Raw genomic sequence first — 24,156 nt, forward strand, 5'->3', positions numbered from 1 at the left:
CACCATTTTGGAGTTTTACATGCTCGAGCAGGCTCAACGCGTCCTCAAGGACATCTTCGGCTACGACAGTTTTCGTGGCCGCCAGGGTGCGATCATTGAGCGCGTGGCCAGTGGCGGCGATGCCCTGGTGCTGATGCCTACCGGTGGCGGCAAGTCGCTGTGCTTCCAGGTGCCGGCGCTGTTGCGCAATGGCCTGGCCGTGGTGGTGTCGCCGCTGATTGCGTTGATGGACGACCAGGTCGCCACCCTTGAAGAACTCGGTGTCGCCGCCGCGTCGTTGAACTCCACCCTCAGCGCCGAGCAGCAGCGCGACCTGGCTGCACGCATCAAGCGTGGCGAGGTTAAAATGCTTTACCTGGCGCCGGAGCGCCTGGTGCAGCCACGCATGCTGGCCTTTTTGCAGAGCCTTGAGATCGCTCTGTTCGCCATCGACGAAGCCCACTGTGTGTCGCAATGGGGCCACGATTTCCGCCGCGAATACCTGCAGCTTGGCCAATTGGCAGAACTGTTTCCCGATGTGCCGCGTATCGCCCTGACCGCCACCGCCGACAAGCGCACCCGCGAAGAGATCGTCGAGCGCCTGCATTTGCAGAACGCCGAGCGCTTCCTGTCGAGTTTTGACCGGCCCAATATTTTCTACCGCATCGTGCCCAAGGAGCAGCCGCGCAAGCAGTTGCTGGCGTTCCTGTCCGAGCGGCGCAGTGACGCGGGCATCGTGTATTGCCTTTCGCGCAAGAAAGTCGACGAGGTCGCGGCGTTCCTCTGTGAACAAGGCTACCCGGCGCTGCCTTACCATGCCGGCCTGCCCAATGAAACGCGATCAGCGCACCAGAAACGCTTCCTGAACGAGGAAGGCCTGATCATGGTGGCGACCATTGCCTTTGGCATGGGCATCGACAAATCCAACGTGCGTTTCGTGGCGCACATGGATCTGCCCAAGTCCCTTGAGGCCTATTACCAGGAAACCGGGCGTGCCGGCCGCGATGGCCTGCCGGCGGATGCCTGGATGGTCTACGGCCTGCAAGACGTGGTGATGCTCAAGCAGATGCTGCAGAACTCCGAGGGCGACGAGCGCCACAAGCGCCTGGAGCAGCACAAGCTCGATGCCATGCTTTCGTTGTGCGAAGAGACCCGCTGCCGCCGCCAGACCCTGCTGGCGTATTTTGACGAAGACATGCCTGAGCCCTGCGGCCACTGCGATAACTGCATCGACGGCGTGCAAACCTGGGACGCCACCGAACCGGCGCGCCAGGCGTTGTCGACGATCTATCGCACCGGCCAGCGTTATGGCGTGGGCCATCTGGTGGATGTTCTGCTGGGCAAGGACAACGAAAAAATCCGCAGCTTCGGCCACGAAAAACTCTCGGTGTACGGTGTCGGTAAAGCTCGCGCCGAAGGTGAGTGGCGTTCGCTGTTTCGCCAGATGGTTGCCCGTGGGCTTGTCGACATCGATATCGAAGGCTACGGCGGGCTGCGGCTGAATGACAGTTGCCGGCCGTTGCTCAAGGGCGAAGTGAGCCTGGAACTGCGCCGTGACCTCAAGCCGCAGACCACCGCCAAAAGCAGCAGCACCAGCCAGGCCAGCCAACTGGTGCGGGGTGAAGAGCGCGAACAATGGGAAGCCTTGCGCACCCTGCGGCGCAAACTGGCGCAGGAGCACAGCGTGCCACCCTACGTTATCTTCCCCGACTCCACCCTGCTGGAGATGCTCCGCGAGCAGCCCACCACCATGGCCGAGATGGCCCGGGTCAGCGGTGTGGGCGCGCGTAAACTGGAGCGCTACGGCCAGGCCTTCCTGGAAGTGCTCGGCGGCCAGGCCGAAGCGCCGAAGGAAATCGCCGATATTCGCCACGAACTGATCAGCCTGGCCCGTGCCGGCATGACCCCGATCCAGATCGCAGGCCAACTGCAATGCTCGGAAAAAAACGTGTACACCTTGCTTGCCGAAGCCATCGGCAAGCAGCAATTGTCCCTGGAGCAGGCCCTTGATTTGCCTGAGGATTTGCTCGGTGAAATCCAGGACGCCTTTCTCGATGGAGAAGGCGAATTGCCAGCTGTCACCGAAATTGCGCCGTTGTTTACCGGGCGTGTTCCGGAAGGCGTTTTGTACTGCGTGCGTGCCGCTTTGCAGTCTGAATTCGAAATTTAGTGTGCCAATTACGACAATGTAACGAATCAGTACATAGCGGGCCTTGCCTATGGGCAGGGCTCATGCTTAGCTGACTAATAATTAGCCATACTTTATTTTCAGTCTTAAACACGAGTTTTTTATGCCGTTAACCGATCAACACCGTTTTGGCATGCAGTTGGCGCAAATGTCGCGAGGTTGGCGCGCCGAACTGGACCGCCGCTTGGCGGGGCTGGGCTTGTCCCAGGCGCGCTGGTTGGTGCTGCTGCACCTGGCCCGTTTTGTCGAAGCACCCACCCAGCGTGAATTGGCCCAAAGTGTCGGCGTGGAAGGGCCCACCCTGGCTCGCCTGCTCGACAGCCTCGAGGGCCAGGGCCTGGTGCAACGCCAGGCCGTAGTGGAAGACCGTCGTGCCAAACGTATCCTGCTGTGCGACACCGCCCAACCGTTGATCGACCAGATCGAAACCATTGCCACGGCGTTGCGCCATGAATTGTTCGTGGGCGTGAATGAAGAAGACCTGCGGGTGTGCATGCGGGTGCATGAGCACATCCTGGCGAACCTGGAAAAGTCCTGATCTGCAAAATGTAGGAGCGAGCTTGCTCGCGAAAAACGCCAACGATAACGCGGGCTTCCTGAATAAACGCGGCGTCTGTGGGTTTTTCGCGAGCAAGCTCGCTCCTACAAAAGTCCTTGGCAATCCTTTCCTAGAACGTCTGGCCCAGGTTCAAGTACACCGCCTTCTGATTATCATCATTGAACCCATAGCTGAAATTCAGCGGCCCCAGTGGTGTATCAAACCCCAGGAAAATACTCGCGGCGTTGATATAGCCGCTGTCGAACTCGTTATCGTTGTTCCACGCCCGGCCCCGTTCCAGGGATGCACCCAGGTACAACGGGAAGTCCAGCGGCAGGTAAGAGCGGGGGGTGAGCCTGCGGAAGTACACCGCGCGCATGAGGCTGATGTTCTGCCCCGAAATCGCATCCTGGCGGAAGCCCGACAATTGCCGTGCGCCCCCCAGCAGGAAGCTGGAAATCACCACATCCGAATTATCCAGTGTGCGACCGTAACGACCGCCCAGTATCAAGGTGTCCGGCCCGTGGCTCATGGCCTTGTCCAGCTTGAATTCCCACTGGCGGTAGCGCTGGTCGGAGCCCAAACCGGGTTCGAACTCGCGAAAGGCCAGGCCGATGTCTTCGCCGCTGTGGGGGAAGTACACGTTGTCCAGGGAGTCGAAGGAATATTTGAGTTCATAGAAGCCTTCGCTGAAGCTCACGCTCGGCAGGTCGCGGTCGCCAATGCGCACGTCCGCCTTACCCCAGGCTTCGCCCACGCCAAAGCGGATCTCGCCGCTGTTGCCGATCTGCCGGCCAACATTCAAACCAAAGCCATAGCGTTCCAGGCGGTATTCGGAGATGGGGTCGTTGTCCAGGATCAGCTCGACATTCTGTGCCTCGGCCCTGATATAGGGGGCCACAAAGTAGCGTGAGCCGGTGTCCATGGGCTGGTAGAACTCGCTGTAGAGCTCCTGCCGATCACCAATCTGCACCCGTGTGAGCCATTCCGCGCCGAGGCGGTTGATGCCGTTCACACGGTAACTGGCGCCGAGGTTGAAGGCGCTATCACCGCGCATGTCATCCGAGAGGTTCAAGCCCAGTCGCAGGTAGTCGGTGCCGCTGCGCTTGCCGCGTGCGCTGATCACCAGGGTGTTGTCCTGGCCCTTTTTCACTACGCGGTATTGCACCTGCTCGAAGTAATCCAGGCCGTACAGGGTGCCCATGTCCGATTGCAGGCGGCCCAGATTCAAAGGTTCTCCCAGGCCCTGGCGAATGTAGTAGCGGATGACGTCATCGCTGACCTTGGAGTCGTTCTCCACCTGGATCGCGGTGATCACCGGGGTGCGTTCGCCCGGCGTGCGCGCGGCTACCAGGTCGGCGTCGATGGGTTCGGCAGGGCGCAGGTGTGCCAGGCGTACGTCGAGGGCACGGGTGGCGCGGTAGCCAGCGTCGATCATGTCCTTGGCGCGGCCAAAGTCGGTGACGCCATAAGCGGCCAGCGGTGGTTGGATCAACACATCCTTGGGGTTCAGGGCCTTGAGCTGCTCTTCGGAGTTGCGCCGGGTCATCAGGGTGATGGACTGGTTGAGCACATCCACCACGGTTGCCAATTGCTTGCGCGAGCGTAGCGGGGTGCCGATGTCGACCACGATGGCGATATCGACGCCCATCTCCCGCGCCACATCCAACGGAATGTTGTCGGTCATGCCGCCATCTACCAGCAGGCGGCCATCCAGCTCCACCGGGGCGAACACCGCGGGGATCGACATGCTGGCGCGTATCACCTGGGGCAGGTGGCCTTTGCTGAACACCACTTTTTCGCCGGTGGTGATGTCGGTGGCCACGGCGCGGAATGGGATCGGCAGCTTGTCGAAATTACGTGTGTTGCTGCTGTGGGCGAACATGCTTTCCAACAGCAGTGCCAGGTTCTGGCCCTGGATCACGCCCAGCGGCAGGCCGAGGCTGCCATCGTCGCGGAAACTGAGTTTTTGTTTGACCAGGAAATCCCGGTCATCCTGTTTGCGCCGAAACGGTACGTCTTCACGTGGTGGCGCGTCGGACAGGGCCTGCTGCCAGTCGATACCCAGCGCCAACTTCTCCAGCTCGTCGATCTTGTAGCCTGACGCGTACAACCCGCCAATCACCGCGCCCATGCTGGTGCCGGCAATCGCATCGATATGAATACCTTGCTCTTCAAGCGCCTTGAGCACACCGATATGCGCCAGGCCACGGGCAGCCCCGCCGGACAGCACCAGACCGATTTTCGGGCGGGGGGCTTCTACCGCGTCGGCAAGTAGGGGGACAAGGCACAGGAACAGGCAAGACAGCAGGCGGCGCATCATCAATCTCGTGGCTGGGCGACAAAGGCCGCTATTATAGCCACCCGATTCGCTGAGCCTGTTACGCCAGGAGCCGCTTAATGATGTCTGCATGCAAACCCGAGATCGTTATCACCTATTGCACCCAGTGCCAGTGGTTGCTGCGCGCCGCGTGGCTGGCCCAGGAGCTACTCAGCACCTTTGCCGATGACTTGGGGCGCGTGGCACTGGAACCGGCCACCGGCGGGGCCTTTCGCATTACCTGCGATGGCGTGCAGATTTGGGAGCGCAAGGCCGATGGCGGTTTTCCCGAGGCCAAGGTGCTCAAGCAGCGAGTGCGCGACCAGATCGACCCCCAGCGCGACCTCGGGCATAACGACCGTACCGTCTGAAGTCAGGCCGGCGCCGGTTGCTTGGCCTGGCTGGCGCTGCCCATCAGGCCGGAGAGCACGATGGCGACGATGATCAAGGCGCCGCCCAGCAGCATGCGCAGGGTCGGGGTTTCGGCAAACAACAGCCAGGCCACGGTGATGCCGTAGACCGGTTCCATCGCAAACACCACCGAAGCGGTGCGCGCCTTGATTACGGCAAGGCTGGCGACAAACAGGCTGTGGGCGAGGCCGGTACAAAACACCCCCAGCAGCCCGATCCACAGCCAATCTATCCCTCGCACATCCGCCAACCCCGGCGCGGCCACGGGCAGCAGGCACGCGGCGACCACGACGTTCTGGCACAGCGCGGCCTGTACCGCTGGAATGCGCCCGGAACTGGCGCGATTGTTCAGCGACAACAACGAGAACAACAGGCCCGAGGCGATGCCCCACAGCAGGCCGCCCGTGGCTTCGCTGGCGAGATTGAAATCCGGGGTCACAAGCACCAGGCCAACGGTGACCAGCACCACCAGCAGCACTTCATTGGCCCGAATACGCTCGCGGAAAATCAGCCCCTCAAGGATCACCGTAAAGGCCGGAAAGGCGGTGAACCCCAAGGTCGCCACGGCCACGCCGGCGACTTTGACGGCGATAAAGAACGTCACCCAATGGGCAGCCAACAACACGCCGCTGACCAGCAGCCGGCGCCAGTCACGCATCTCCAGTTTTTTCCAGGGAGCGTTGCTGGCAAAGCGCGCAAATACCGCCAGCGCCAGCACGGCAAACGCCGCCCGGCCAAATACGATGATGGCGGGGGAGGCCGCCGCCAGCTTGCCGAACACGCCGGTGAGGCCAAACATCAATGCGCCGATATGCAGGGCGCCGAGGGCTGAGCGGGGAGTCATTGCGATCCTTGATCCAACAGGGGGTGACAGCCTCGCAGTCTAGAGGGTTGGCGGGTGGGCGTCTGTCGCGGGTGGGGTGATTTTTAGCGCAAGACTCTTGCTAGCCCGCTCGACGCAATGCACCGGGCGAGGCGCCAAACGCCCGAAGCATGGCGGCGCAAAATGCACTTTGCGAGGCGTAGCCGACGCGCTCGGCAATCTCGCCGATGGGTAGGGAGGTTTCGCGTAAAAGCCTGAGCGCCAAGTGCAAGCGGCGACTGCGTAGATAGTCCATCGGCGTTTGCCCGCACTCCGCCATGAACCGCGCATGCAGGCGCGGCACGGACAAATCGGCAATCCGCGCCAGGTCGGCCACCTGGAGCGGACGCGCCGCATGGCGCTCGATATGGCTATTTAACGCGGCATAAGGCAGACGCCGGCCAGGCAGCGGTTGAGCTTGAGGGTGGTTGAGGCTGGCCAGTAACAACACAGCGCCTTGCTGGACGATCAGCGGGTCGTGCACCGGGCTTTGTGCCAGCCACTGCACTAACTGGTGTTGCCGGGCATCCAGCGCCAGGCGCGCGGGTTGGTCGAGCAAGCGGCGGCTGGCATCGGCATGTTCGCCCAAGGATTGCACCACCCAGTGCTCGGTCGGCACATCCAGCACCAGGCAGCGGCTGCCATCGTGGCTGATGCAGGCGTGGTGGGCGGAGAAGGGCAGCACCATCACGCTGCTTTCGCGTACCTGGCTGCCACGGCCATCGACCTCCAGGTCCAGGTGCCCGGAAAGGCCGAACACCAACTGCGCATGGTCATGGCTGTGGGCAATGGGCGCTTCGAGGTAGTGGCGTAGCGTGAGGGTCGGGCTCATCGCGGTCTCCAGGGCGGCAAGCCGTCAGTCTACAACGCTTGGCGGGCCGCAGGCGCTGTCATCAGACTGACGCACGCTTGTCATGGGCTATTAATCGCCAAGGCGCAAGCTCGCCAAAACAGCGTCGAGGGATGCCCATGACCCGTGCCGAGTTCACCAAGCCCAGCCGCAAGCACCGGGTGCGAACCCTGTGGATTTCCGACGTGCACCTGGGCACTCGGGATTGCCAGGCCGAACACCTTTCGCACTTTCTCAAGGGCTACCACGCCGACAAGGTCTACCTGGTCGGTGACATCATCGACGGTTGGAAACTGCGCGGCGGCATGTATTGGCCTCAAGCCCACACCAACGTGATCCGCCGCTTGCTGACCATGGCCAAGCGTGGCACCGAGGTGATCTATGTCACCGGCAACCATGACGAGTTCCTGCGTCGCTATTCCAAGCTGATCCTGGGCAATATCCAATTGGTCGATGAGGCTGTGCACGTCACCGCCGATGGCCGCCATTTGCTGGTGATTCATGGCGACCAGTTTGATGTGATCACGCGCTATCACCGCTGGCTCGCTTTCCTCGGCGACTCGGCCTACGAATTCACCCTGACGCTGAACCGCTGGCTGAACCACTGGCGTGCGCGGTATGGCTACGGTTATTGGTCGCTGTCGGCGTACCTGAAACACAAGGTCAAGACGGCGGTGAGTTTTATCAGCGATTTCGAAGAGGCGATTGCCCACGAGGTGACCAAGCGGGAATTGCACGGGGTGGTGTGCGGGCATATTCACCATGCCGAGATTCGCAAGGTGGGCGAGGTGGATTACCTCAACTGCGGGGACTGGGTGGAGTCGTGCACGGCCTTGATCGAGCACTGGGATGGGCATATCGAGTTGTATCGGTTGGCGGATGCGCAGGCTAAAGAGGCACTGCTAAAGGCCGAAATGGTCGCTGGCTGAACCTGTGGCGAGGGAGCTTGCTCCCGTGACGGCCTGACAGCCGACGCTGATCTACCTGACACCCCACGATTCAAATGTGGGAGCGGGCTTGCCCGCGATGGCGGCGGGTCAGGCAATTAATCTGCAACTGAACCACCGCCATCGCAGGCAAGCCAGCTCCCACAGTTAATCCTGTTGCTTCAGTTGGAGACGTCGGCGATGGCTTGAGCCAGCAACGTCAGCCTCGTCGCATCAACCCCAGCCACGTTAGCCCGCCCCGAACTGACCATATACACACTGTGCTTCTCGCGCAGTTGCTTGACCTGCTCGGCACTCAAGCCGGTATAGGAAAACATCCCACGCTGCGCGCCGATATGTGCGAATTTCTCGGCCAGGCCATGGGGTGCAAGCGCTTCCACCAATCCTGCGCGCAAATGGGCGATCCGCGAACGCATGGCCTCGACTTCCTCGCTCCACTGCTTTTTCAACTGTGCATCACCGAGGATGGTCGCCACCACGGCGGCACCGTGATCCGGCGGTGTCGACCACAGGTTGCGAGCGATATTCGCCAGTTGGCTACGCACATCGGTGAGCTTTTCAGCATCCGCCGCACACACGATCAATGCACCCACGCGGTCGCGATACAGGCCGAAGTTTTTCGAGCACGAACTGGTGATCAGCACTTCCGGTAGCTCGGCGGCAAACAGGCGCACCGCCCAGGCGTCCTGCTCCAGGCCATCGCCAAAGCCCTGGTAGGCGAAGTCGATCAGCGGCAGCAACTGGCGTTCACGCACGATCTGCAACACCTGGCGCCAGTCATCCTGGGACAGGTCAAAGCCGGTCGGGTTATGGCAGCACGCGTGCAGCAATACCACGTCGCCCTTGGGCACGCTGGACAGGGTTGCCAGCATCGCCGTCACATCCAGGCGGTTGTCGCTGCCCACGTAAGGGTAATGGCTGACCTTGAGCCCGGCCTTGGCAAAAATGGTTTCGTGGATCGGCCAGGTCGGGTTGCTCAGCCACACGCCACGGCCCGGCAGGCTGTGGGCGATAAAGTCGGCACTCAAGCGCAGGGCGCCGGTGCCGCCTGGGGTTTGTGTGGCGCCAGCGCGGCGGTCACGCAGCAAGGCCGAGTCGGCGCCTAGCACCAGTTGGCTGATCAGGCTGCCGAAGGCTGCATCGCCATGGCCACCGATATAGGTCTTGGTCACTTGCGTGTCGACCAGGCGCTGTTCCGCCAGTTTCACCGAGTGAGGAATCGGCGTGAGGCCTTGGTCGTCCTTATAGACACCTACGCCCAGGTCGAACTTGTTCGGGTTGGCATCCTGGGCATACAGGTCCATCAGCCCTAGGATCGGGTCGCCGGGCACGCGGTCGATGGCATCGAAATGCATTACTTGCGGCCCTCGGCGGTCTTGGCCACTTCGTCGGTGCGCGCGGCCATGATGAAGTCGTTGCGGTGCAGGCCCTTGATGGAGTGGCTCCACCAGGTCACGGTGACTTTGCCCCACTCGGTGAGCAGGCCTGGGTGATGGCCTTCGGCTTCGGAGATTTCACCCATGGCGTTGGTGAAAGCCAGGGCAAATTTGAAGTTCTTGAACAGGAAAACCTTTTCCAGCTGCATCACGCCGTCGCGCACTTCGATGTTCCAGTCAGGGATCTGCTTGATCAGCACCGGCAGTTCTTCATCGCTGACTTGCGGGGCATCGGCGCGGCAGGCTTCGCAGTGGGCTTGGTTCAAGGTGGTCATGGAAGGTGTCCTGAATTCGAATGATTGAAGGTCAGTGGCGTTACCCTAAAGCAACGCGGGGCCAGGGAACAGACTCACCTGGCCTTAAAACGCAAGGTTCACGCGGCTTTGGGCTTGGGTGGGAATTTCGGTGCGTGCAGACCCAACTGCATACCGCGCTCCACCATGCCCATGATGTCCTCCTGCGCCACGTCGAACAGGCGCTTGAGCTCGGGCAATACGAAGTACAAAGGTTGCAGGATGTCGATGCGATAGGGGGTGCGCATCGCTTCCAGCGGATCAAAGGCCTGGTGCTCGGGCTCGTCCGACAGGCAATACACACTTTCTTTAGGCGACGACAGAATGCCGCCACCGTAGATACGCCGGCCCTGGGGCGTGTCCACCAGGCCGAACTCGATGGTCATCCAGTACAGGCGCGCCAGGTACACCCGTTGCTCCTTGGTGGCCGCCAGGCCGAGCTTGCCGTAGGTGTGGGTGAATTCAGCGAACCAGGGGTTGGTCAGCAGCGGGCAGTGGCCAAAGATCTCGTGAAAAATATCCGGCTCTTGCAGGTAGTCCAATTCTTCACGGGTGCGAATAAAAGTCGCCACCGGAAACTGCTTGCTGGCCAGTAATTCAAAAAAGGTTTGGAAGGGGATCAGCGCCGGCACGCGGGCGACTTGCCAGCCGGTGGTGTCGGCCAGCACCTTGTTGATTTCGCCCAACTGGGGAATGCGGTCCAGAGGCAGGCCGAGCTTGTCGATACCGTCCAGGTATTCCTGGCAGGCGCGGCCCTCGATCACTTTCAATTGGCGAGTGATCAGGGTGTTCCACACCGCATGTTCTTCTGGCGGGTAGTGGATAAAACCTTGCGCATCGGGCTCGCGGGCCACGTAGTGCGTCTGCTTCATACGGCTCTCCTGCTAGGCATTCGTTCTTGTTATGTCCTGGGATGCTCCTATTGATAACCGGATAGGCGCCGGATTCCATCAGCCTTAACGGACTTGTGTAGGAAAAATTACCGATTATCGTAAAGTATTCGTTACGACAGGCCCGCTCGTCGCAGCTATGGGCTGGGAAAAGCCACCGCGCTGTCACATAATCTTGACGACTATCTGCGCCCAGCGACAAAAAGCCGCGGCGCCTACTCCCTTTTCGAGTCTTTCCATGCGTATCAAAGTGCACTGCCAAAACCGCATCGGCATCCTGCGGGACATCCTCAACCTGCTGGTGGAGTACGGCGTCAACGTCGCCAAGGGCGAAGTCGGCGGCGAGCACGGCAATGCCATCTACCTGTTCTGCCCCAACCTGGTGAACATGCAGTTCCAGGCGTTGCGCCCGCAGTTCGAGGCGATTGCCGGAGTGTTCGGGGTCAAGCGGGTAGGGCTGATGCCCAGCGAGCGGCGGCATATGGAACTCAACGCATTGCTCGGCGCCCTGGAATTCCCGGTGCTGTCCATTGATATGGGCGGCTCCATCGTGGCCGCCAACCGTGCGGCGGCGCAGTTGCTTGGCGTACGGGTAGATGAAGTGCCGGGGATTCCCCTGTCGCGTTACGCCGAGGATTTCGACCTGCCGGAACTGGTGCGCGCCAGCAAATCGCGAATCAATGGCCTGCGGGTCAAGGTCAAGGGTGACGTATTTCTGGCGGACATCGCGCCCCTGCAATCCTCCGAGCACGATGACAGTGAAGCCATGGCCGGCGCCGTGCTCACCCTGCACCGTGCCGACCGGGTCGGTGAGCGTATCTATAACGTGCGCAAGCAAGAGCTGCGCGGTTTCGACAGCATCTTCCAGAGCTCCAAGGTCATGGCCGCAGTGGTGCGTGAAGCGCGGCGCATGGCGCCGCTGGATGCGCCACTATTAATAGAAGGCGAAACCGGCACCGGCAAGGAGCTGTTGGCCCGGGCCTGCCACTTGGCCAGCCCGCGCGGGCAGTCGCCGTTGATGGCGCTCAACTGCGCGGGGTTGCCCGAGTCGATGGCCGAGACCGAACTGTTTGGTTATGGCCCCGGCGCATTTGAAGGGGCGCGGGCGGAAGGTAAGTTGGGCCTGCTTGAGCTGACGGCGGGCGGTACCTTGTTTCTGGATGGCGTGGGAGAAATGAGCGCGCGCTTGCAGGTCAAGCTGCTGCGCTTTCTGCAGGACGGTTGTTTTCGCCGGGTGGGCAGTGATGAAGAGGTGTACCTGGACGTGCGGGTGATCTGCGCGACCCAGGTAGATTTGTCGGAACTCTGCGCCCGGGGTGAGTTTCGTCAGGACCTTTATCACCGGCTGAATGTGCTGTCTTTGCATATTCCGCCGTTGCGCGAATGCCTGGATGGCCTCGCGCCGTTGGTCGAGCACTTTCTCGATCAGGCCAGTCGGCAGATCGGTTGTCCTCTGCCCAAGTTGGCCCCCGCCGCTATGGACAAGCTCAGCCACTACCACTGGCCGGGCAACGTGCGGCAGCTGGAAAACGTGCTGTTCCAGGCGGTGTCGTTGTGTGAGGGCGGTACGGTCAAGGTTGAGCATATTCGGTTGCCGGATTATGGCGTGCGTCAGCCGCTGGGCGATTTTTCCATGGAGGGTAGCCTGGAGGATATCGTCGGGCGCTTTGAAAAGGCGGTGTTGGAAAGCCTGTACGCCGAACACCCGAGCAGTCGCCAGTTGGGCAAGCGCCTGGGGGTGTCGCACACCACCATTGCCAACAAACTGCGTGATTACGAAGTGCTCAAGGCCGATAAATAGTTCGCTGATTCAACGCTCCCACATTTGATCTTCGTCGTTTTCCAGGCCGGTGTTTGCCGCAGGCGGCAGTAGTCCGCCGTTTTTTCGACTGTTTCTCCCTTCACTTCTTTCAGCTACTCCACGAAACCCCTGCCCCGCCTGGACTTTAGCCTCTTTTAAAAAGTTGGTTCGCAAATTGCTTAAGCCTCCTCAGTACAGCGGTGGGCGGCAAGCGTCCGTCAGAAAGAGGATAGAGCGTGGACAAGTACCTTTATGTGGCAATGACCGGCGCCAGCCAGAATGCACTGGCGCAGAAGGCCCATGCCAACAATCTGGCGAACATTTCCACCAACGGCTTCCAGCGCGACCTGGAACAGGCGCGTTCGATGCCGGTGTTCGGTGACAGCTTTCCGGCGCGGGCGTTTGCCATGACCGAACGTCCGGCTACCGACTTTTCACCGGGCGCGATGATCGAGACCGGTCGCGACCTGGACGTAGCCGTCAGCGGCGACGGCTGGATGGCGGTGCAGACCCCCGATGGCGGCGAAGCCTACGTGCGCAGCGCCAGCATGAACGTGGATGCCCTGGGCGTGCTGCGGGCCGGCAACGGTATGCCGATCATGGGCAACGGTGGCCCGATCGCCGTGCCGCCCCAGCAGAAAATCGAAGTGGGTTCGGACGGCACCATCAGCATCCGTGCCATGGGCGAAGGTCCGCGGGTGATGGCGGAAGTGGACCGTATCAAGATGGTCCAGCCTGACCTCAAGAACATGACCAAGGGCCTGGACGGCACCATCCACACCAAGGATGGCCAACCGGCCCAGGCCGACGCGAACGTGCGGCTGACCTCGGGTTTCCTGCAGGCGAGCAACGTCAATGCCGTGGAAGAAATGACCGCAGTGCTGGCGCTGGCCAAGCAGTTCGAGCTGCATATCAAGATGATGAACAGCGCTAAAGAAGACGACCAGGCCATGACGCGCGTCATGCAGATGAGCTGATTCAAGCCCATTAACTAATTTGCAACGCAGCGCCAACCATCCGGCGCACGAAGGAGAACAGCATGCTTCCGGCTCTATGGGTTGCCAAGACAGGCCTGTCCGCCCAGGACACCAACCTGACGACCATTTCCAACAACCTGGCAAACGTGTCGACCACGGGCTTCAAACGTGACCGCGCCGAGTTCCAGGACTTGCTCTATCAGATCAAGAAGCAACCGGGCGCCCAATCGACCCAGGACAGCGAACTGCCGTCGGGCCTGCAACTGGGTACCGGTGTGCAGATCGTCGGCACCCAGAAAAACTTCAGCGCCGGCAACCTGCAGCAAACCGGCCAGCCCCTGGACATGGCGATCAACGGCCGGGGCTTTTTTCAAGTGCTGCAACCGGATGGCACCACTTCTTACACCCGTGACGGCACCTTCCACCTGGACTCCAACGGCCAGATCGTGACCGCCAACGGTTTCGCCCTGGAGCCTGCTGTCGTGGTGCCGCCCGACGCCAAGACCTTCACCGTCGGCAACGACGGCACCGTGTCCATCACCGTCGCTGGCAACCCAGCGTCCCAGGTGATCGGCAACCTGCAAACCGCCGACTTCATCAACCCGGCCGGCCTGCAGGCCATGGGCAACAACCTGTTCCTGGAAACCGCCTCCAGTGGCGCGCCGCAAATCGGCACCCCTGGCTTGAACGGCTTCGGCACCACGCTGCAAAGCACTCTGGAAACCTCCAACGTCAGCACCGTTGAGGAGATGGTCAACATGATCACCACCCAGCGCGCCTACGAGATGAACTCCAAGGTGATTTCCACCGCCGACCAGATGCTTTCGTTCGTTACGCAGAATCTGTAATCAAGTCTATGGGGCGCCCTTGAGGGTGCCTGCAACACCGTGAGGTTAGGGTCATGAATCGCTATGTTTGTGTGTTGGCATTGAGTGGGATCGCCGTGCTTGCGGGCTGTGTCGCCCCTACGCCAAAGCCCAATGACCCGTACTACGCGCCGGTGTTGCCACGCACACCGCTGCCGGCGGCGGCCAACAATGGCTCGATCTACCAGGCCGGTTTCGAGCAGAACCTGTACAGCGACCGCAAGGCGTTCCGGGTCGGTGACATCATCACCATCACCCTGAACGAGAAGACCCAGGCCAGCAAGAACGCCAACTCGCAGATCGGCAAAAACAGCAAGACCAGCATCGGCCTGACTTCGCTGTTCGGCGGCGGCCTCAACACCAACAACCCGCTGGGCAGTGGTGACCTGAGCCTGGACGCCGGCTACAGCGGCGACCGCGCCACCAACGGCAAGAGCGCGGCCGGGCAGGGCAACAGCCTGACCGGTTCGATCACCGTGACCGTCGCCGATGTATTGCCCAACGGCATCATTGCCGTGCGCGGTGAAAAGTGGATGACCCTCAACACCGGCGACGAGCTGGTGCGCATCGCCGGCATGGTCCGCGCCGATGACATCTCCACCGATAACACCGTGCCGTCGACGCGCATTGCCGATGCACGCATTACCTACTCGGGCACCGGTTCGTTTGCCGATGCGAGCCAGCCGGGCTGGTTCGACCGCTTCTTCCTCAGCCCGCTGTTCCCTTTCTAGGTGGCCATTTTGAAGTTCAAACTGCTGATGGCGATGGCGCTTTTGCTGGCCTTGAGTGCTGTGGCCCAGGCCGAGCGCCTGAAGGACATCGCCAGTATTTCCGGCGTGCGCTCCAACCAGTTGATCGGTTATGGCCTGGTCGTGGGGCTTAACGGCACGGGTGACCAGACCACCCAGACGCCGTTCACCCTGCAAACCTTCAACAACATGCTCTCGCAGTTCGGCATCAAGGTACCGCCAGGCTCGGGCAACGTGCAGTTGAAGAACGTCGCAGCGGTGTCAATCAGCGCCGATCTGCCCGCGTTTGCCAAGCCGGGGCAGGTGGTGGACATCACCGTGTCGTCCATGGGTAACTCCAAGAGCCTGCGCGGTGGCACCTTGCTGATGACGCCGCTCAAAGGTATCGACGGCAACGTCTACGCCATTGCCCAGGGCAACTTGGTGGTCGGCGGTTTTGACGCCGAAGGCCGCGACGGCTCGAAGATCACCGTCAACGTGCCGTCGGCCGGGCGTATCCCCGGTGGCGCCACGGTTGAACGCACCGTGCCGAGTGGTTTCAACCAGGGCAACAGCCTGACCTTGAACCTCAACCGCTCCGACTTCACCACCGCCAAGCGCGTGGTCGACAAGATCAACGACATGCTCGGCCCTGGCGTGGCCCAGGCCATCGACGGCGGCTCGGTTCGCGTCACTGCGCCTTTGGACCCAAGCCAGCGCGTGGACTACCTGTCGATTCTGGAAAACCTTGAAGTGGACCCCGGCCAGGCCGTGGCGAAAGTCATCATCAACTCGCGCACCGGCACCATCGTGATCGGCCAGAACGTCAAGGTCTCGCCAGCGGCGGTAACCCACGGCAGCCTGACGGTGACCATCACCGAAGACCCGATCGTCAGCCAGCCTGGGCCGTTGTCCGGTGGCCAGACTGCCGTGGTCCCGCGCTCGCGGGTCAATGCCCAGCAAGAAGCCAAGCCGATGTTCAAGTTCGGCCCCGGCACCACCCTGGACGAGATTGTCCGTGCGGTGAACCAGGTGGGCGCTGCGCCCGGCGACTTGATGGCGATCCTCGAAGCTTTGAAGCAGGCCGGCGCGTTGCAAGCCGACCTGATCGTGATCTGAGGCCATGGCCATGGATATGCGCAAGAGCGGCATCAGCAGCACGGCGGACTCGGGGTCTTACTCCGACCTGAACCGGCTTAACCAGCTCAAGGTCGGTGACGACAAAAACAGCGAAGGCAACCTGCGCAAAGTGGCGCAGGAATTCGAGTCGCTGTTTTTGAACGAGATGCTCAAGTCCATGCGTTCGGCCACCGAGGCCCTGGGCAAGGACAACCCGCTGAACACCCCGGCCGCCAAGCAATACCAGGAAATGTACGACCAGCAACTGGCGGTGTCGATGTCCCGCGAAGGTGGCGGTATCGGCCTGGCCGATGTGCTGATGCGCCAGATGCAGAAGAACAAGCCGGTGGAGGCTCAGGCCGCCACCTTGCAAGGCCCGGCGGCGGATGCGCCGGTGAAGAAAGTCGATGTGCCGACCGAGATTGCCGCCGGTACCCAGGCCGAAGGCCCGTTGGGCCGCTCCAATGGACAGCGGCCTTTGTGGGCGTATCGCGTGGCCGTGCCTGAGGGCGCCAGCACCCATGCCAACGACATGGAACTGATGAACCAGCGTCGTATCGCCTTGCCCAGCAAGCTGGCCGACCGCCTGCTGGCGGGTATCGTGCCGAACGCTCCGGTCGAAGCCAAATCCGCGCCCCTGCGTAACAGCGCTGCCGACGACACGGTCATCAACAGCAGCACGCGTAGCTTTGCCGTGCCGAGCGGGCGCATGCAGGTGTATGGCCGCGCCATTGCCCAGCCACCGCTGGCGCCGGCCAAGAAAGCCTTCAGCTCCCAGGATGAATTTGTCGCCACCATGTTGCCGATGGCCAAGGCCGCTGCCGCACGGATTGGTATCGACCCCAAGTACCTGGTGGCCCAGGCGGCACTGGAAACCGGTTGGGGCAAATCAGTCATGCGCGCCGAGGACGGCAGCAGCAGCCACAACCTGTTTGGCATCAAGGCCGGGCAGAGCTGGCAGGGCGGTCAGGCCCGGGCGATCACCAGCGAGTTTCGCGATGGGGCGATGGTCAAGGAAACGGCGCAATTCCGTTCCTACAGCTCCTACCAAGACAGCTTCCACGACCTCGTGACCCTGCTGCAAAGCCATGATCGCTATAAAGAAGTTGTGAAATCAGCCGACAACCCGGAACAGTTTGTACGCGAGTTGCAAAAAGCCGGTTATGCAACCGACCCGGATTACGCCAGCAAGATTTCGCAGATCGCAAAAAACATGAACAGTTACCAGAACTACGCTGCCGCTGGCGCAACCACACATTTATAAGGTCTGAACCATGAGTTTGCTCAGTATCGGGATGTCAGGGCTCAATGCCGCTCAAGGATCGTTGTCGGTCTTGAGTAATAACATCGCCAACGCCAACACCTCGGGTTATTCGCGCCAGCAGACCACGCAGAATGCGAGTGCCAACAACCCCTACGGCGGTGTGTACATTGGCAGCGGCACCACGCTGGCGGATGTGCGTCGGGTCTATAACGAGTTCCTGGACGCGGCCTACCAGAACAGCACGGCGCTCAATAACGATGCCAAGGCTTATTCCAGCCAGGCCAGCGCCATCGACAAGACTTTGTCGGACAAGACAACCGGCATGTCTTCGGTGCTCAGCGCGTTTTTTGCCGCTGTGCAGACCTCCGCGGCCAACCCCAGCGACGTGTCTGCCCGGCAAGTGCTGCTGACCAGCGCCCAGACCCTGAGTAACCGTTTCAACGCCATCTCCAGCCAATTGACTCAACAGAAAGAGTCGATCAATGGCCAGTTGAGCACCATGAGTGACCAGGTCAACCAGTTGACCTCCTCGATTGCTTCGCTCAACAAGCAGATCACCCAGGCCCAGGGCTCAAGCAACAGCGCCCCGGCCAACCTGCTGGATGCCCGTAACGAGGCGGTGCGCTCGCTCAATGAACTGGTGGGTGTGACCACCAGTGAACAGAATGGTGTGTTCAGCGTCAGCACCGGCACGGGCCAATCCCTGGTATTGGGCGACCGGTCCAACACCCTCTCGGCAGTGCCGAGCGCTAGCGACCCAAGCCAGTACACCATTGCGCTCAATGCTGGCGGCGGTACGGCGATCGACCTGGGCAACGTGCTCAGTGGGGGCAGCATCGGCGGCCTGTTGCGTTATCGCAGTGATGCCCTGATGCCGGCCATCAATGACTTGGGGCGTATCGCCCTGGCGACAGCCGATACCATCAACAGCCAACTGGGGCAGGGCCTGGACTTGAACGGTGACTTCGGCTCATCGCTGTTCAAGGACATCAACAGCGCGGCGGCCATTGCCCTGCGCAGTCAGGGCGCGCTGGGCAACAGCACGGGTTCCGGCAATTTGAATGTGACCATTGCGGACACTAGCAAGCTGTCGACCTACGACTACAAAGTGACCTTTACCAGCGGCAACAACTACACGGTGGTGCGCTCCGACGGCAAGGCCATGGGCGCGTTCGACACCAATACCGCGCCGCCGCCGGTGATCGATGGGTTCACCCTGGCGTTGGATGGCAAGGGGCCGATGGCGGCGGGCGATAGTTTCAAAGTCAGTCCTACCGCCAGCGGTGCGACCAACATCGGCACGACTTTGACGGACGCCAATAAAATCGCGTTCGCCGGGCCATTGCTGGGCGAGGGCAGCAAGACCAACCAGGGTACCGGCACCTTTACACCGCCGACCCTGACCCTGCCTATCGATATTCATGGTGGCGCCGATACCGCGCAACTGCGTACCGGCATTGAGCACTCAATGCCAGTGAAGATGGTATTCGGCAAGCCGGCCGCCGACGGCACCCAGGGTTATACGCTCAACGATGCCCAGGGCAACCCGATTGGCACCGGCACCATCGTGCCGGGCCAAGGCAACAAGATCACGGTCGACGTGCCGATGCGGGATGCCAACGGCACGCTGCTGGTGCCGGCCAAAAGCTTCAAGTTCGATACCACGGTCGCCGGGTCGCCCGCCGCTGGCGACAGCACCACGTTTTCCTTCAACGCCTCGGGCAAGTCGGATAACCGTAACGCCCAGGCGTTGCTCGACCTGCAAACCAAAGCCACCGTCGGCCTGTCCGATGGCAGTGGCGGCGGAGTGAGCCTGGTGGCGGCCAACAGTCGCCTGGTGTCGACCGTCGGAGCCAAGGCCGCGTCGGCCAATACCGACACCACGGCCACGGGCGCCTTGCTCAAGGCCAACCAGGATGCGCGCAACTCCGTGTCCCAGGTCAACCTCGATGAAGAGGCGGGCGACATGATCAAATTCCAGCAGTACTACACCGCCTCGTCGCAGATCATCAAGGCTGCGCAAGAAACCTTCAGCACGCTGATCAATAGTCTTTAAGGGAGTCTGGGACGATGCGTATTTCCACTGCACAGTATTTTGAAACCAGTGCCGCCAAGTACACGGACAACTATTCCAGCGTGGTGAAGGCCCAGGAGCAGGCCAGTTCCGGTGTGCGCGTGCAGACCGCAGCGGATGACCCGGTGGCGGCGGCGAGGTTGTTGTTGCTGCAACAGCAGAAGGACATGCTCGGGCAGTTCAACGGCAATATCACCAGTTTGAAGAACTCGTTGACCAACGAGGAAAGCGTATTGGGGGCAATCAACGAGGCGCTGCAGGCGGCCAGTACCTTGGCCATTGAAGCGGGCGGTTCGCGCAGCGATGCCGACCGCAAGTCGATTGCCGGCCAGATCGGTGCGCTTGAAGACCAGGTGCTGGGCTTGCTTAACAGCAAGGATTCCTCGGGCAACTATCTGTTTTCCGGCTCCAAGACCTCGACGCCGCCCTATAGCCGTAACAGCGACGGCACCTACACCTATCAGGGTGATGAAACGCCGCTGAGCCTGCAGGTTTCCGATTCCCTGAGAGTCAGTGCCGGTGACACCGGCAAGAGCATCATGGACGGTGCCGTTAACTCGGGCCGCACCCAGGCGACCTGGATCGCACCTGCCATCGTGCCGCCGGCAACGGCGCCAGTGCCCAATGATCATAAAGTCTCAGTGTCGGCCGGCCTGGTGACTTCAGGCTCGGATTACACGAATAAATTCGCCGATGGCGAGCCATACAAGCTGACCTTTACCAGCAGCACCCAGTACAAGGTCTCCGACAAGAACGGTAATGACGTCACGTCGGAGATCCCTGGCAACGGCACCTTTGATTCCACCAAGGAAGGCGGCTCCACCGTGAGCCTGCGCGGCGTGAATTTTGATATTGCGGTGGATCTCAAGGATATGGCGACGGGGCCGGACGCCGATGCGCTGGTCAAGGACCGTTCGTTCAGCCTGGCCGCCAAACCCGACACCTTCAGTGTTTCGCGCACGCCCAGTAATGCCTCCACTGCGCAGCTGACGAATGCGCAGGTGAGCAACCCGGCCACCTATGCCAGTACGTTCCCGGCTAACAGCGGGGCGGTGATCAAGTTCACCAGTGGCACGGCGTATGAAGTCTATGCCCAGCCCTACAGTGCCGACAGCAAAGCGATCGCCACCGGCGACACCGGTGGCGGTACGACCGTGACGGCAGCAGGCGTGACCTTTGATGTCAGCGGCACACCGCAAGTCGGCGATCAGTTTGCGGTCGCTGCCAGCACGGCCAAGACCCAGAACGCGCTGGATACCCTGAGCCAACTGCGCAAGGCGCTGGAGCAACCGGCCGACGGCAACCCGGCGGCGATGGTCAAGCTCAAGGATGCGCTCGACGCTTCCATCAGTAATTTTGCCAATTCACGTGCCCAGGTCGACAACGTGCGCGGTTCTATCGGGGCCCGCGAAGCTGCACTGGATATCCAGTCGGCGGAAAACATCAGTATCGGCACTGCAAACAAAAGCACCATGAGCGATCTGGCGAACATTGACATGGGCGAAGCGGCGATCAACCTCACGTTGCAGCAAACCATGTTGCAGGCCTCGCAACTGGCGTTCGTTAAAATCTCCCAGCTGAACCTGTTCAGCCGCATGTAATCGTCGCAATGAACAACGGCCTCCCCTGGCGACAGGGGAGGCCGTTGTCGTTTCTGACCTGGAAATGTTGCCGGTTTTTGCACAAAGCGCGCAAAATTGAGTGACCTGTGAGTCATAAAGCGCATCTTCACTGTATCGTGTGAAAAGGATAAGTCGTCACAGGGCCTTTATCGGGCGGCTTTCAGCGAGATTTTCATGGGGTTCTCCCCTTTATTGTCAGCACTCCCGGCGTAGTCCGAGGGGTGTTCTCCAGCTATTTAGTATTGGGAAGCCACAATGATTGGCATAAAAAGCATCGCCAGTTACGTGCCGGCAGACGGGATCGATAACTACGCCCAGGGTGCCAAATTCGCCAAGGATGAAGAGTTCATCATCGGCAAGATCGGTTCGGCGTTCCTGCCGCGCAAGGAAGCTGCACAGGAGACTTCCGACCTGTGCGTCGAAGCAGTCAATGCATTGTTTGCCAACAACCCGGATTTGAAGCGCGAGTCCATCGACGCGCTGATCGTCGTCACCCAGAACGGCGATGAAGAGGGCTTACCCCACACCGCCGCCATCGTCCAGGACAAATTGGGCCTGCCGACTCACGTTGCCGCTTTCGATATTTCCCTGGGCTGCTCCGGCTACGTGTACGGCATCTACGCGATGAAAGGCTTCATGGAAGCCGCCGGCCTGAAAAACGGCCTGCTGATCACCGCCGACCCGTATTCCAAGATCGTCGACCCGGAAGACCGCAACACCACCATGCTGTTCGGTGATGCCGCCACCGCCACCTGGATGGGCGAGGACGCGCCGTGGTTGCTGGGCAAATCCAAGTTCGGTACCGACGGTTCCGGCGCGCCGCACTTGAAGGTCAGCGATGGTGTGTTCTTCATGAACGGCCGCCAGGTGTTCAACTTCGCCTTGCTCAAGGTGCCGGCACACTTGCACGAACTGCTCAATGAGTCGGACCTCAAGGCAGATGACATTGATGCGTTCTGCATCCACCAGGGCAGCGCGGCCATCGTCGACGCCGTGGCGCGTCGCTTTGAAGAAGCGCCGGTGGACAAGTTCATCAAGGACATGGTCGAGACCGGCAATACCGTGTCATCGAGCATTCCGTTGCTGCTGGAAAAGCACGTGATGGACGCCACCTGGAAGCGCGTGGCAATCAGCGGTTTTGGTGTGGGGCTGTCATGGGGCTCGGCAATTCTCTATCGTCCGTGATGCTTTAGCGGCTTCATGAAAAACGCCGATGATCGAATGATCATCGGCGTTTTTTATTGGCGCCAGAAAAGCCAATGAAACCGAGGTTTTATGCCTGCGTAAGCCGTTGAAATACAAGGGCTGGCACAGGGCTAGTAAAAAAAATCAAAAAAACCCTCAAGCAACCGGCTACCACGACGATAACTATTACGTAGGTTCTCAGGCCACACCCGGCGGTTGCCAGGGCCGGAAGCCGCAGTATCCATCCAACGAGGATTTCGTCATGGCTTTAACAGTAAACACCAACATTGCTTCCATCACGACTCAGGGCAACCTGAACAAAGCTGGCGGCGCCCTGGCCACTTCCATGCAGCGCCTGTCTTCCGGCCTGCGTATCAACAGCGCTAAAGACGACGCTGCCGGCCTGCAGATCGCTAACCGCCTGACCAGCCAAATCAACGGCCTGGGCCAAGCTGTAAAAAACGTGAACGACGGCATCTCCATCGCTCAGACCGCTGAAGGCGCGATGCAGGCTTCGACCGACATCCTGCAAAAAATGCGTACCCTGGCCCTGTCCTCGGCTACCGGCTCCCTGAGCGCCGACGACCGTAAGTCGAACAACGACGAATACCAGGCCCTGACTTCGGAACTGACCCGTATCTCGCAAACCACTACTTTCGGTGGCCAGAAGCTGCTGGACGGTTCGTACGGTACCAAGGCTATCCAGGTTGGCGCCAACGCCAACGAAACTATCAACCTGAGCCTGGAAAACGTTGCGGCTAACAACATTGGTTCGCAGCAGATCAAAAGTGTAGCGATCACGCCTTCGGCTACCGGTATTGGCAGCGCAACTGGCGATATCACTATCACCGGTAACGGCCAAGTGAGCAGCCCGATTACTGTTCCGGTCGGCGCTTCGGCACAAAGCATCGCCAGCAAAATGAACGGCGCAATTGGCGGCTTGACTGCCACTGCAAGCACCGAAGTTCAGCTCGATGTTGATGCTGCTGCGTTTGCAGGTGCTACTCCTGCCGCTGCAGCGACTTTTTCGATGACCGTCAATGGTCAGACTGTCACCATGACTGGTGTAACAAGCCAGGCTGGCTTGGCTGATCAGCTGAAGTCCAACGCCGCCAAGTTGGGTATCAGTGTCAACTTTGACGAAGCCAAGAAGACGCTTTCGGTCAAGTCCGACACCGGTGAGAACATCGAGTTTGGTGCTGTCGCAGCTGGTGCTGCCAGTGCTGGCGCGATCACCATTAAGGCCAAGGATGGTTCTGGTGCCTTCGCTGCCACCGGCACTGCTCTGTCTGATACCACTGCGATGATTGCCACCGGCCAAGTATCGCTCGATTCCTCCAAGGGTTACTCCTTGTCGGGCACTGGTGTTGGCGGTCTGTTCGGTGCGGCTGCGGCCACCACTGCGGCTTCCACCAAAACCACCATCGCCAATACTGACGTGACCAGCGCTGATATGGCTCAAAACGCTCTGTCGGTTATCGACAAGGCCATCGGCACCATCGACAGCGTTCGTTCGGGTCTGGGTGCTACCCAGAACCGTCTGACTACCACTGCAGACAACCTGCAGAACATTCAGAAGAACTCCACCGCTGCACGTTCCACCGTTCAGGACGTCGACTTCGCTTCCGAAACCGCCGAACTGACCAAGCAACAAACCCTGCAGTCGGCTTCCACCGCGATCCTGTCGCAGGCTAACCAACTGCCATCCGCTGTACTGAAACTGCTTCAGTAATCAGCGCGCTTGGTAACTAACGGAAGGGCGCGTTTACGTGCCCTTCCGTTTTTTCGGTTTAGAGGAGATTGGAC

Annotated in this window: 20 protein-coding genes; 14 read left to right on the forward strand and 6 right to left on the reverse strand. The window is 60.6% G+C overall.

Going from position 1 to position 24,156, the window contains the following annotated elements:
* Positions 1-19: 19 nt before the first annotated feature.
* Positions 20-2,149: a DNA helicase RecQ gene (gene recQ / locus BT204_RS16330; RefSeq protein ID WP_014719373.1), complete on the forward strand. Its 2,130-nt coding sequence runs from the start codon at positions 20-22 to the stop codon at positions 2,147-2,149.
* Between the two features lie 121 nt (positions 2,150-2,270).
* Complete coding sequence (locus BT204_RS16335; RefSeq protein ID WP_003193007.1) at positions 2,271-2,705, forward strand: MarR family transcriptional regulator; 435 nt, start codon at positions 2,271-2,273, stop codon at positions 2,703-2,705.
* Between the two features lie 130 nt (positions 2,706-2,835).
* On the opposite strand, the gene BT204_RS16340 is transcribed toward BT204_RS16335, so the two are convergent.
* Complete coding sequence (locus BT204_RS16340; protein ID WP_034126768.1) at positions 2,836-5,025, reverse strand: patatin-like phospholipase family protein; 2,190 nt, start codon at positions 5,023-5,025, stop codon at positions 2,836-2,838.
* Positions 5,026-5,108: 83 nt separating this feature from the next.
* On the opposite strand from BT204_RS16340, the gene BT204_RS16345 reads away from it, so the two are divergent.
* Positions 5,109-5,396 (forward strand): Rdx family protein, encoded by a 288-nt coding sequence (locus tag BT204_RS16345; RefSeq protein ID WP_014719371.1) that lies wholly within the window; start codon positions 5,109-5,111, stop codon positions 5,394-5,396.
* 2 nt (positions 5,397-5,398) lie between these two features.
* On the opposite strand, the gene BT204_RS16350 is transcribed toward BT204_RS16345, so the two are convergent.
* Together BT204_RS16350 and BT204_RS16355 are read right to left on the reverse strand one after the other, a co-directional pair.
* Positions 5,399-6,280 carry a DMT family transporter gene (locus BT204_RS16350; protein WP_054898654.1) on the reverse strand — a complete coding sequence of 294 codons (882 nt, stop codon included), beginning with the start codon at positions 6,278-6,280 and terminating at the stop codon, positions 5,399-5,401.
* Between the two features lie 100 nt (positions 6,281-6,380).
* Positions 6,381-7,130: a helix-turn-helix domain-containing protein gene (locus BT204_RS16355; protein WP_072447500.1), complete on the reverse strand. Its 750-nt coding sequence runs from the start codon at positions 7,128-7,130 to the stop codon at positions 6,381-6,383.
* Between the two features lie 137 nt (positions 7,131-7,267).
* On the opposite strand from BT204_RS16355, the gene BT204_RS16360 reads away from it, so the two are divergent.
* Entirely contained in the window at positions 7,268-8,077 is an 810-nt protein-coding gene (locus BT204_RS16360) for a UDP-2,3-diacylglucosamine diphosphatase (RefSeq protein WP_072447502.1), read from the forward strand.
* Positions 8,078-8,256: 179 nt separating this feature from the next.
* On the opposite strand, the gene BT204_RS16365 is transcribed toward BT204_RS16360, so the two are convergent.
* The 3 genes from BT204_RS16365 to phhA form a co-directional block, all read right to left on the reverse strand.
* Entirely contained in the window at positions 8,257-9,450 is a 1,194-nt protein-coding gene (locus BT204_RS16365) for an amino acid aminotransferase (protein ID WP_072447504.1), read from the reverse strand.
* The gene (locus tag BT204_RS16370; protein WP_003192995.1) at positions 9,450-9,806 is read right to left on the reverse strand and encodes a 4a-hydroxytetrahydrobiopterin dehydratase; all 357 of its coding nucleotides are present in this window, start codon (positions 9,804-9,806) and stop codon (positions 9,450-9,452) included. Before BT204_RS16370 ends, BT204_RS16365 begins: the two co-directional genes overlap by 1 nt.
* Positions 9,807-9,904: 98 nt before the next feature.
* Entirely contained in the window at positions 9,905-10,696 is a 792-nt protein-coding gene (phhA, locus tag BT204_RS16375) for a phenylalanine 4-monooxygenase (protein WP_003192992.1), read from the reverse strand.
* A 256-nt stretch (positions 10,697-10,952) separates the two neighbouring features.
* Between phhA and BT204_RS16380 the strand changes: the two genes are divergently transcribed.
* The 10 genes from BT204_RS16380 (at position 10,953) to BT204_RS16425 (ending at position 24,082) form a co-directional block, all read left to right on the forward strand.
* Positions 10,953-12,515, forward strand: coding sequence for a sigma-54-dependent transcriptional regulator (locus tag BT204_RS16380; protein ID WP_072447505.1), 1,563 nt, complete (start codon positions 10,953-10,955; stop codon positions 12,513-12,515).
* A 236-nt stretch (positions 12,516-12,751) separates the two neighbouring features.
* Complete coding sequence (locus tag BT204_RS16385) at positions 12,752-13,492, forward strand: flagellar basal body rod protein FlgF (RefSeq protein WP_003192988.1); 741 nt, start codon at positions 12,752-12,754, stop codon at positions 13,490-13,492.
* 62 nt (positions 13,493-13,554) lie between these two features.
* Entirely contained in the window at positions 13,555-14,340 is a 786-nt protein-coding gene (gene flgG, locus BT204_RS16390; RefSeq protein WP_003192986.1) for a flagellar basal-body rod protein FlgG, read from the forward strand.
* A gap of 53 nt (positions 14,341-14,393) precedes the next feature.
* A complete protein-coding gene (flgH, locus tag BT204_RS16395; protein ID WP_014719364.1) occupies positions 14,394-15,089 on the forward strand; it encodes a flagellar basal body L-ring protein FlgH in 696 nt (231 codons plus the stop codon).
* Between the two features lie 6 nt (positions 15,090-15,095).
* Positions 15,096-16,205, forward strand: a complete 1,110-nt coding sequence (locus BT204_RS16400) for a flagellar basal body P-ring protein FlgI (RefSeq protein ID WP_175550974.1) — start codon at positions 15,096-15,098, stop codon at positions 16,203-16,205.
* Positions 16,206-16,209: 4 nt separating this feature from the next.
* Complete coding sequence (flgJ, locus tag BT204_RS16405; protein ID WP_054898649.1) at positions 16,210-17,469, forward strand: flagellar assembly peptidoglycan hydrolase FlgJ; 1,260 nt, start codon at positions 16,210-16,212, stop codon at positions 17,467-17,469.
* A 10-nt stretch (positions 17,470-17,479) separates the two neighbouring features.
* Positions 17,480-19,525 (forward strand): flagellar hook-associated protein FlgK, encoded by a 2,046-nt coding sequence (flgK, locus tag BT204_RS16410; protein ID WP_072447509.1) that lies wholly within the window; start codon positions 17,480-17,482, stop codon positions 19,523-19,525.
* Between the two features lie 14 nt (positions 19,526-19,539).
* Complete coding sequence (locus BT204_RS16415) at positions 19,540-21,144, forward strand: flagellar hook-associated protein 3 (RefSeq protein WP_072447511.1); 1,605 nt, start codon at positions 19,540-19,542, stop codon at positions 21,142-21,144.
* Between the two features lie 276 nt (positions 21,145-21,420).
* Positions 21,421-22,350: a ketoacyl-ACP synthase III gene (locus BT204_RS16420; RefSeq protein ID WP_003192977.1), complete on the forward strand. Its 930-nt coding sequence runs from the start codon at positions 21,421-21,423 to the stop codon at positions 22,348-22,350.
* A gap of 262 nt (positions 22,351-22,612) precedes the next feature.
* The gene (locus BT204_RS16425) at positions 22,613-24,082 is read left to right on the forward strand and encodes a flagellin N-terminal helical domain-containing protein (protein WP_054898646.1); all 1,470 of its coding nucleotides are present in this window, start codon (positions 22,613-22,615) and stop codon (positions 24,080-24,082) included.
* Positions 24,083-24,156: the final 74 nt, after the last annotated feature.

Source organism: Pseudomonas sp. NFPP02, from assembly GCF_900119355.1.
GTDB classification, from domain to species: Bacteria; Pseudomonadota; Gammaproteobacteria; order Pseudomonadales; family Pseudomonadaceae; genus Aquipseudomonas; species Aquipseudomonas paracarnis.

Excerpts from the sequence above, each read along its gene's own strand:
- BT204_RS16420 (WP_003192977.1), top strand. The coding sequence starts at position 21,421 with ATGATTGGCATAAAAAGCATCGCCAGTTACGTGCCGGCAGACGGGATC.
- BT204_RS16370 (WP_003192995.1), bottom strand. The coding sequence starts at position 9,806 with ATGACCACCTTGAACCAAGCCCACTGCGAAGCCTGCCGCGCCGATGCC.
- BT204_RS16345 (WP_014719371.1), top strand. The coding sequence starts at position 5,109 with ATGTCTGCATGCAAACCCGAGATCGTTATCACCTATTGCACCCAGTGC.
- BT204_RS16360 (WP_072447502.1), top strand. The coding sequence starts at position 7,268 with ATGACCCGTGCCGAGTTCACCAAGCCCAGCCGCAAGCACCGGGTGCGA.
- flgJ (WP_054898649.1), top strand. The coding sequence starts at position 16,210 with ATGGCCATGGATATGCGCAAGAGCGGCATCAGCAGCACGGCGGACTCG.
- BT204_RS16335 (WP_003193007.1), top strand. The coding sequence starts at position 2,271 with ATGCCGTTAACCGATCAACACCGTTTTGGCATGCAGTTGGCGCAAATG.
- phhA (WP_003192992.1), bottom strand. The coding sequence starts at position 10,696 with ATGAAGCAGACGCACTACGTGGCCCGCGAGCCCGATGCGCAAGGTTTT.
- BT204_RS16350 (WP_054898654.1), bottom strand. The coding sequence starts at position 6,280 with ATGACTCCCCGCTCAGCCCTCGGCGCCCTGCATATCGGCGCATTGATG.
- BT204_RS16380 (WP_072447505.1), top strand. The coding sequence starts at position 10,953 with ATGCGTATCAAAGTGCACTGCCAAAACCGCATCGGCATCCTGCGGGAC.
- flgK (WP_072447509.1), top strand. The coding sequence starts at position 17,480 with ATGAGTTTGCTCAGTATCGGGATGTCAGGGCTCAATGCCGCTCAAGGA.
- BT204_RS16355 (WP_072447500.1), bottom strand. The coding sequence starts at position 7,130 with ATGAGCCCGACCCTCACGCTACGCCACTACCTCGAAGCGCCCATTGCC.
- flgH (WP_014719364.1), top strand. The coding sequence starts at position 14,394 with ATGAATCGCTATGTTTGTGTGTTGGCATTGAGTGGGATCGCCGTGCTT.
- BT204_RS16425 (WP_054898646.1), top strand. The coding sequence starts at position 22,613 with ATGGCTTTAACAGTAAACACCAACATTGCTTCCATCACGACTCAGGGC.
- recQ (WP_014719373.1), top strand. The coding sequence starts at position 20 with ATGCTCGAGCAGGCTCAACGCGTCCTCAAGGACATCTTCGGCTACGAC.
- BT204_RS16365 (WP_072447504.1), bottom strand. The coding sequence starts at position 9,450 with ATGCATTTCGATGCCATCGACCGCGTGCCCGGCGACCCGATCCTAGGG.
- BT204_RS16415 (WP_072447511.1), top strand. The coding sequence starts at position 19,540 with ATGCGTATTTCCACTGCACAGTATTTTGAAACCAGTGCCGCCAAGTAC.
- flgG (WP_003192986.1), top strand. The coding sequence starts at position 13,555 with ATGCTTCCGGCTCTATGGGTTGCCAAGACAGGCCTGTCCGCCCAGGAC.
- BT204_RS16340 (WP_034126768.1), bottom strand. The coding sequence starts at position 5,025 with ATGCGCCGCCTGCTGTCTTGCCTGTTCCTGTGCCTTGTCCCCCTACTT.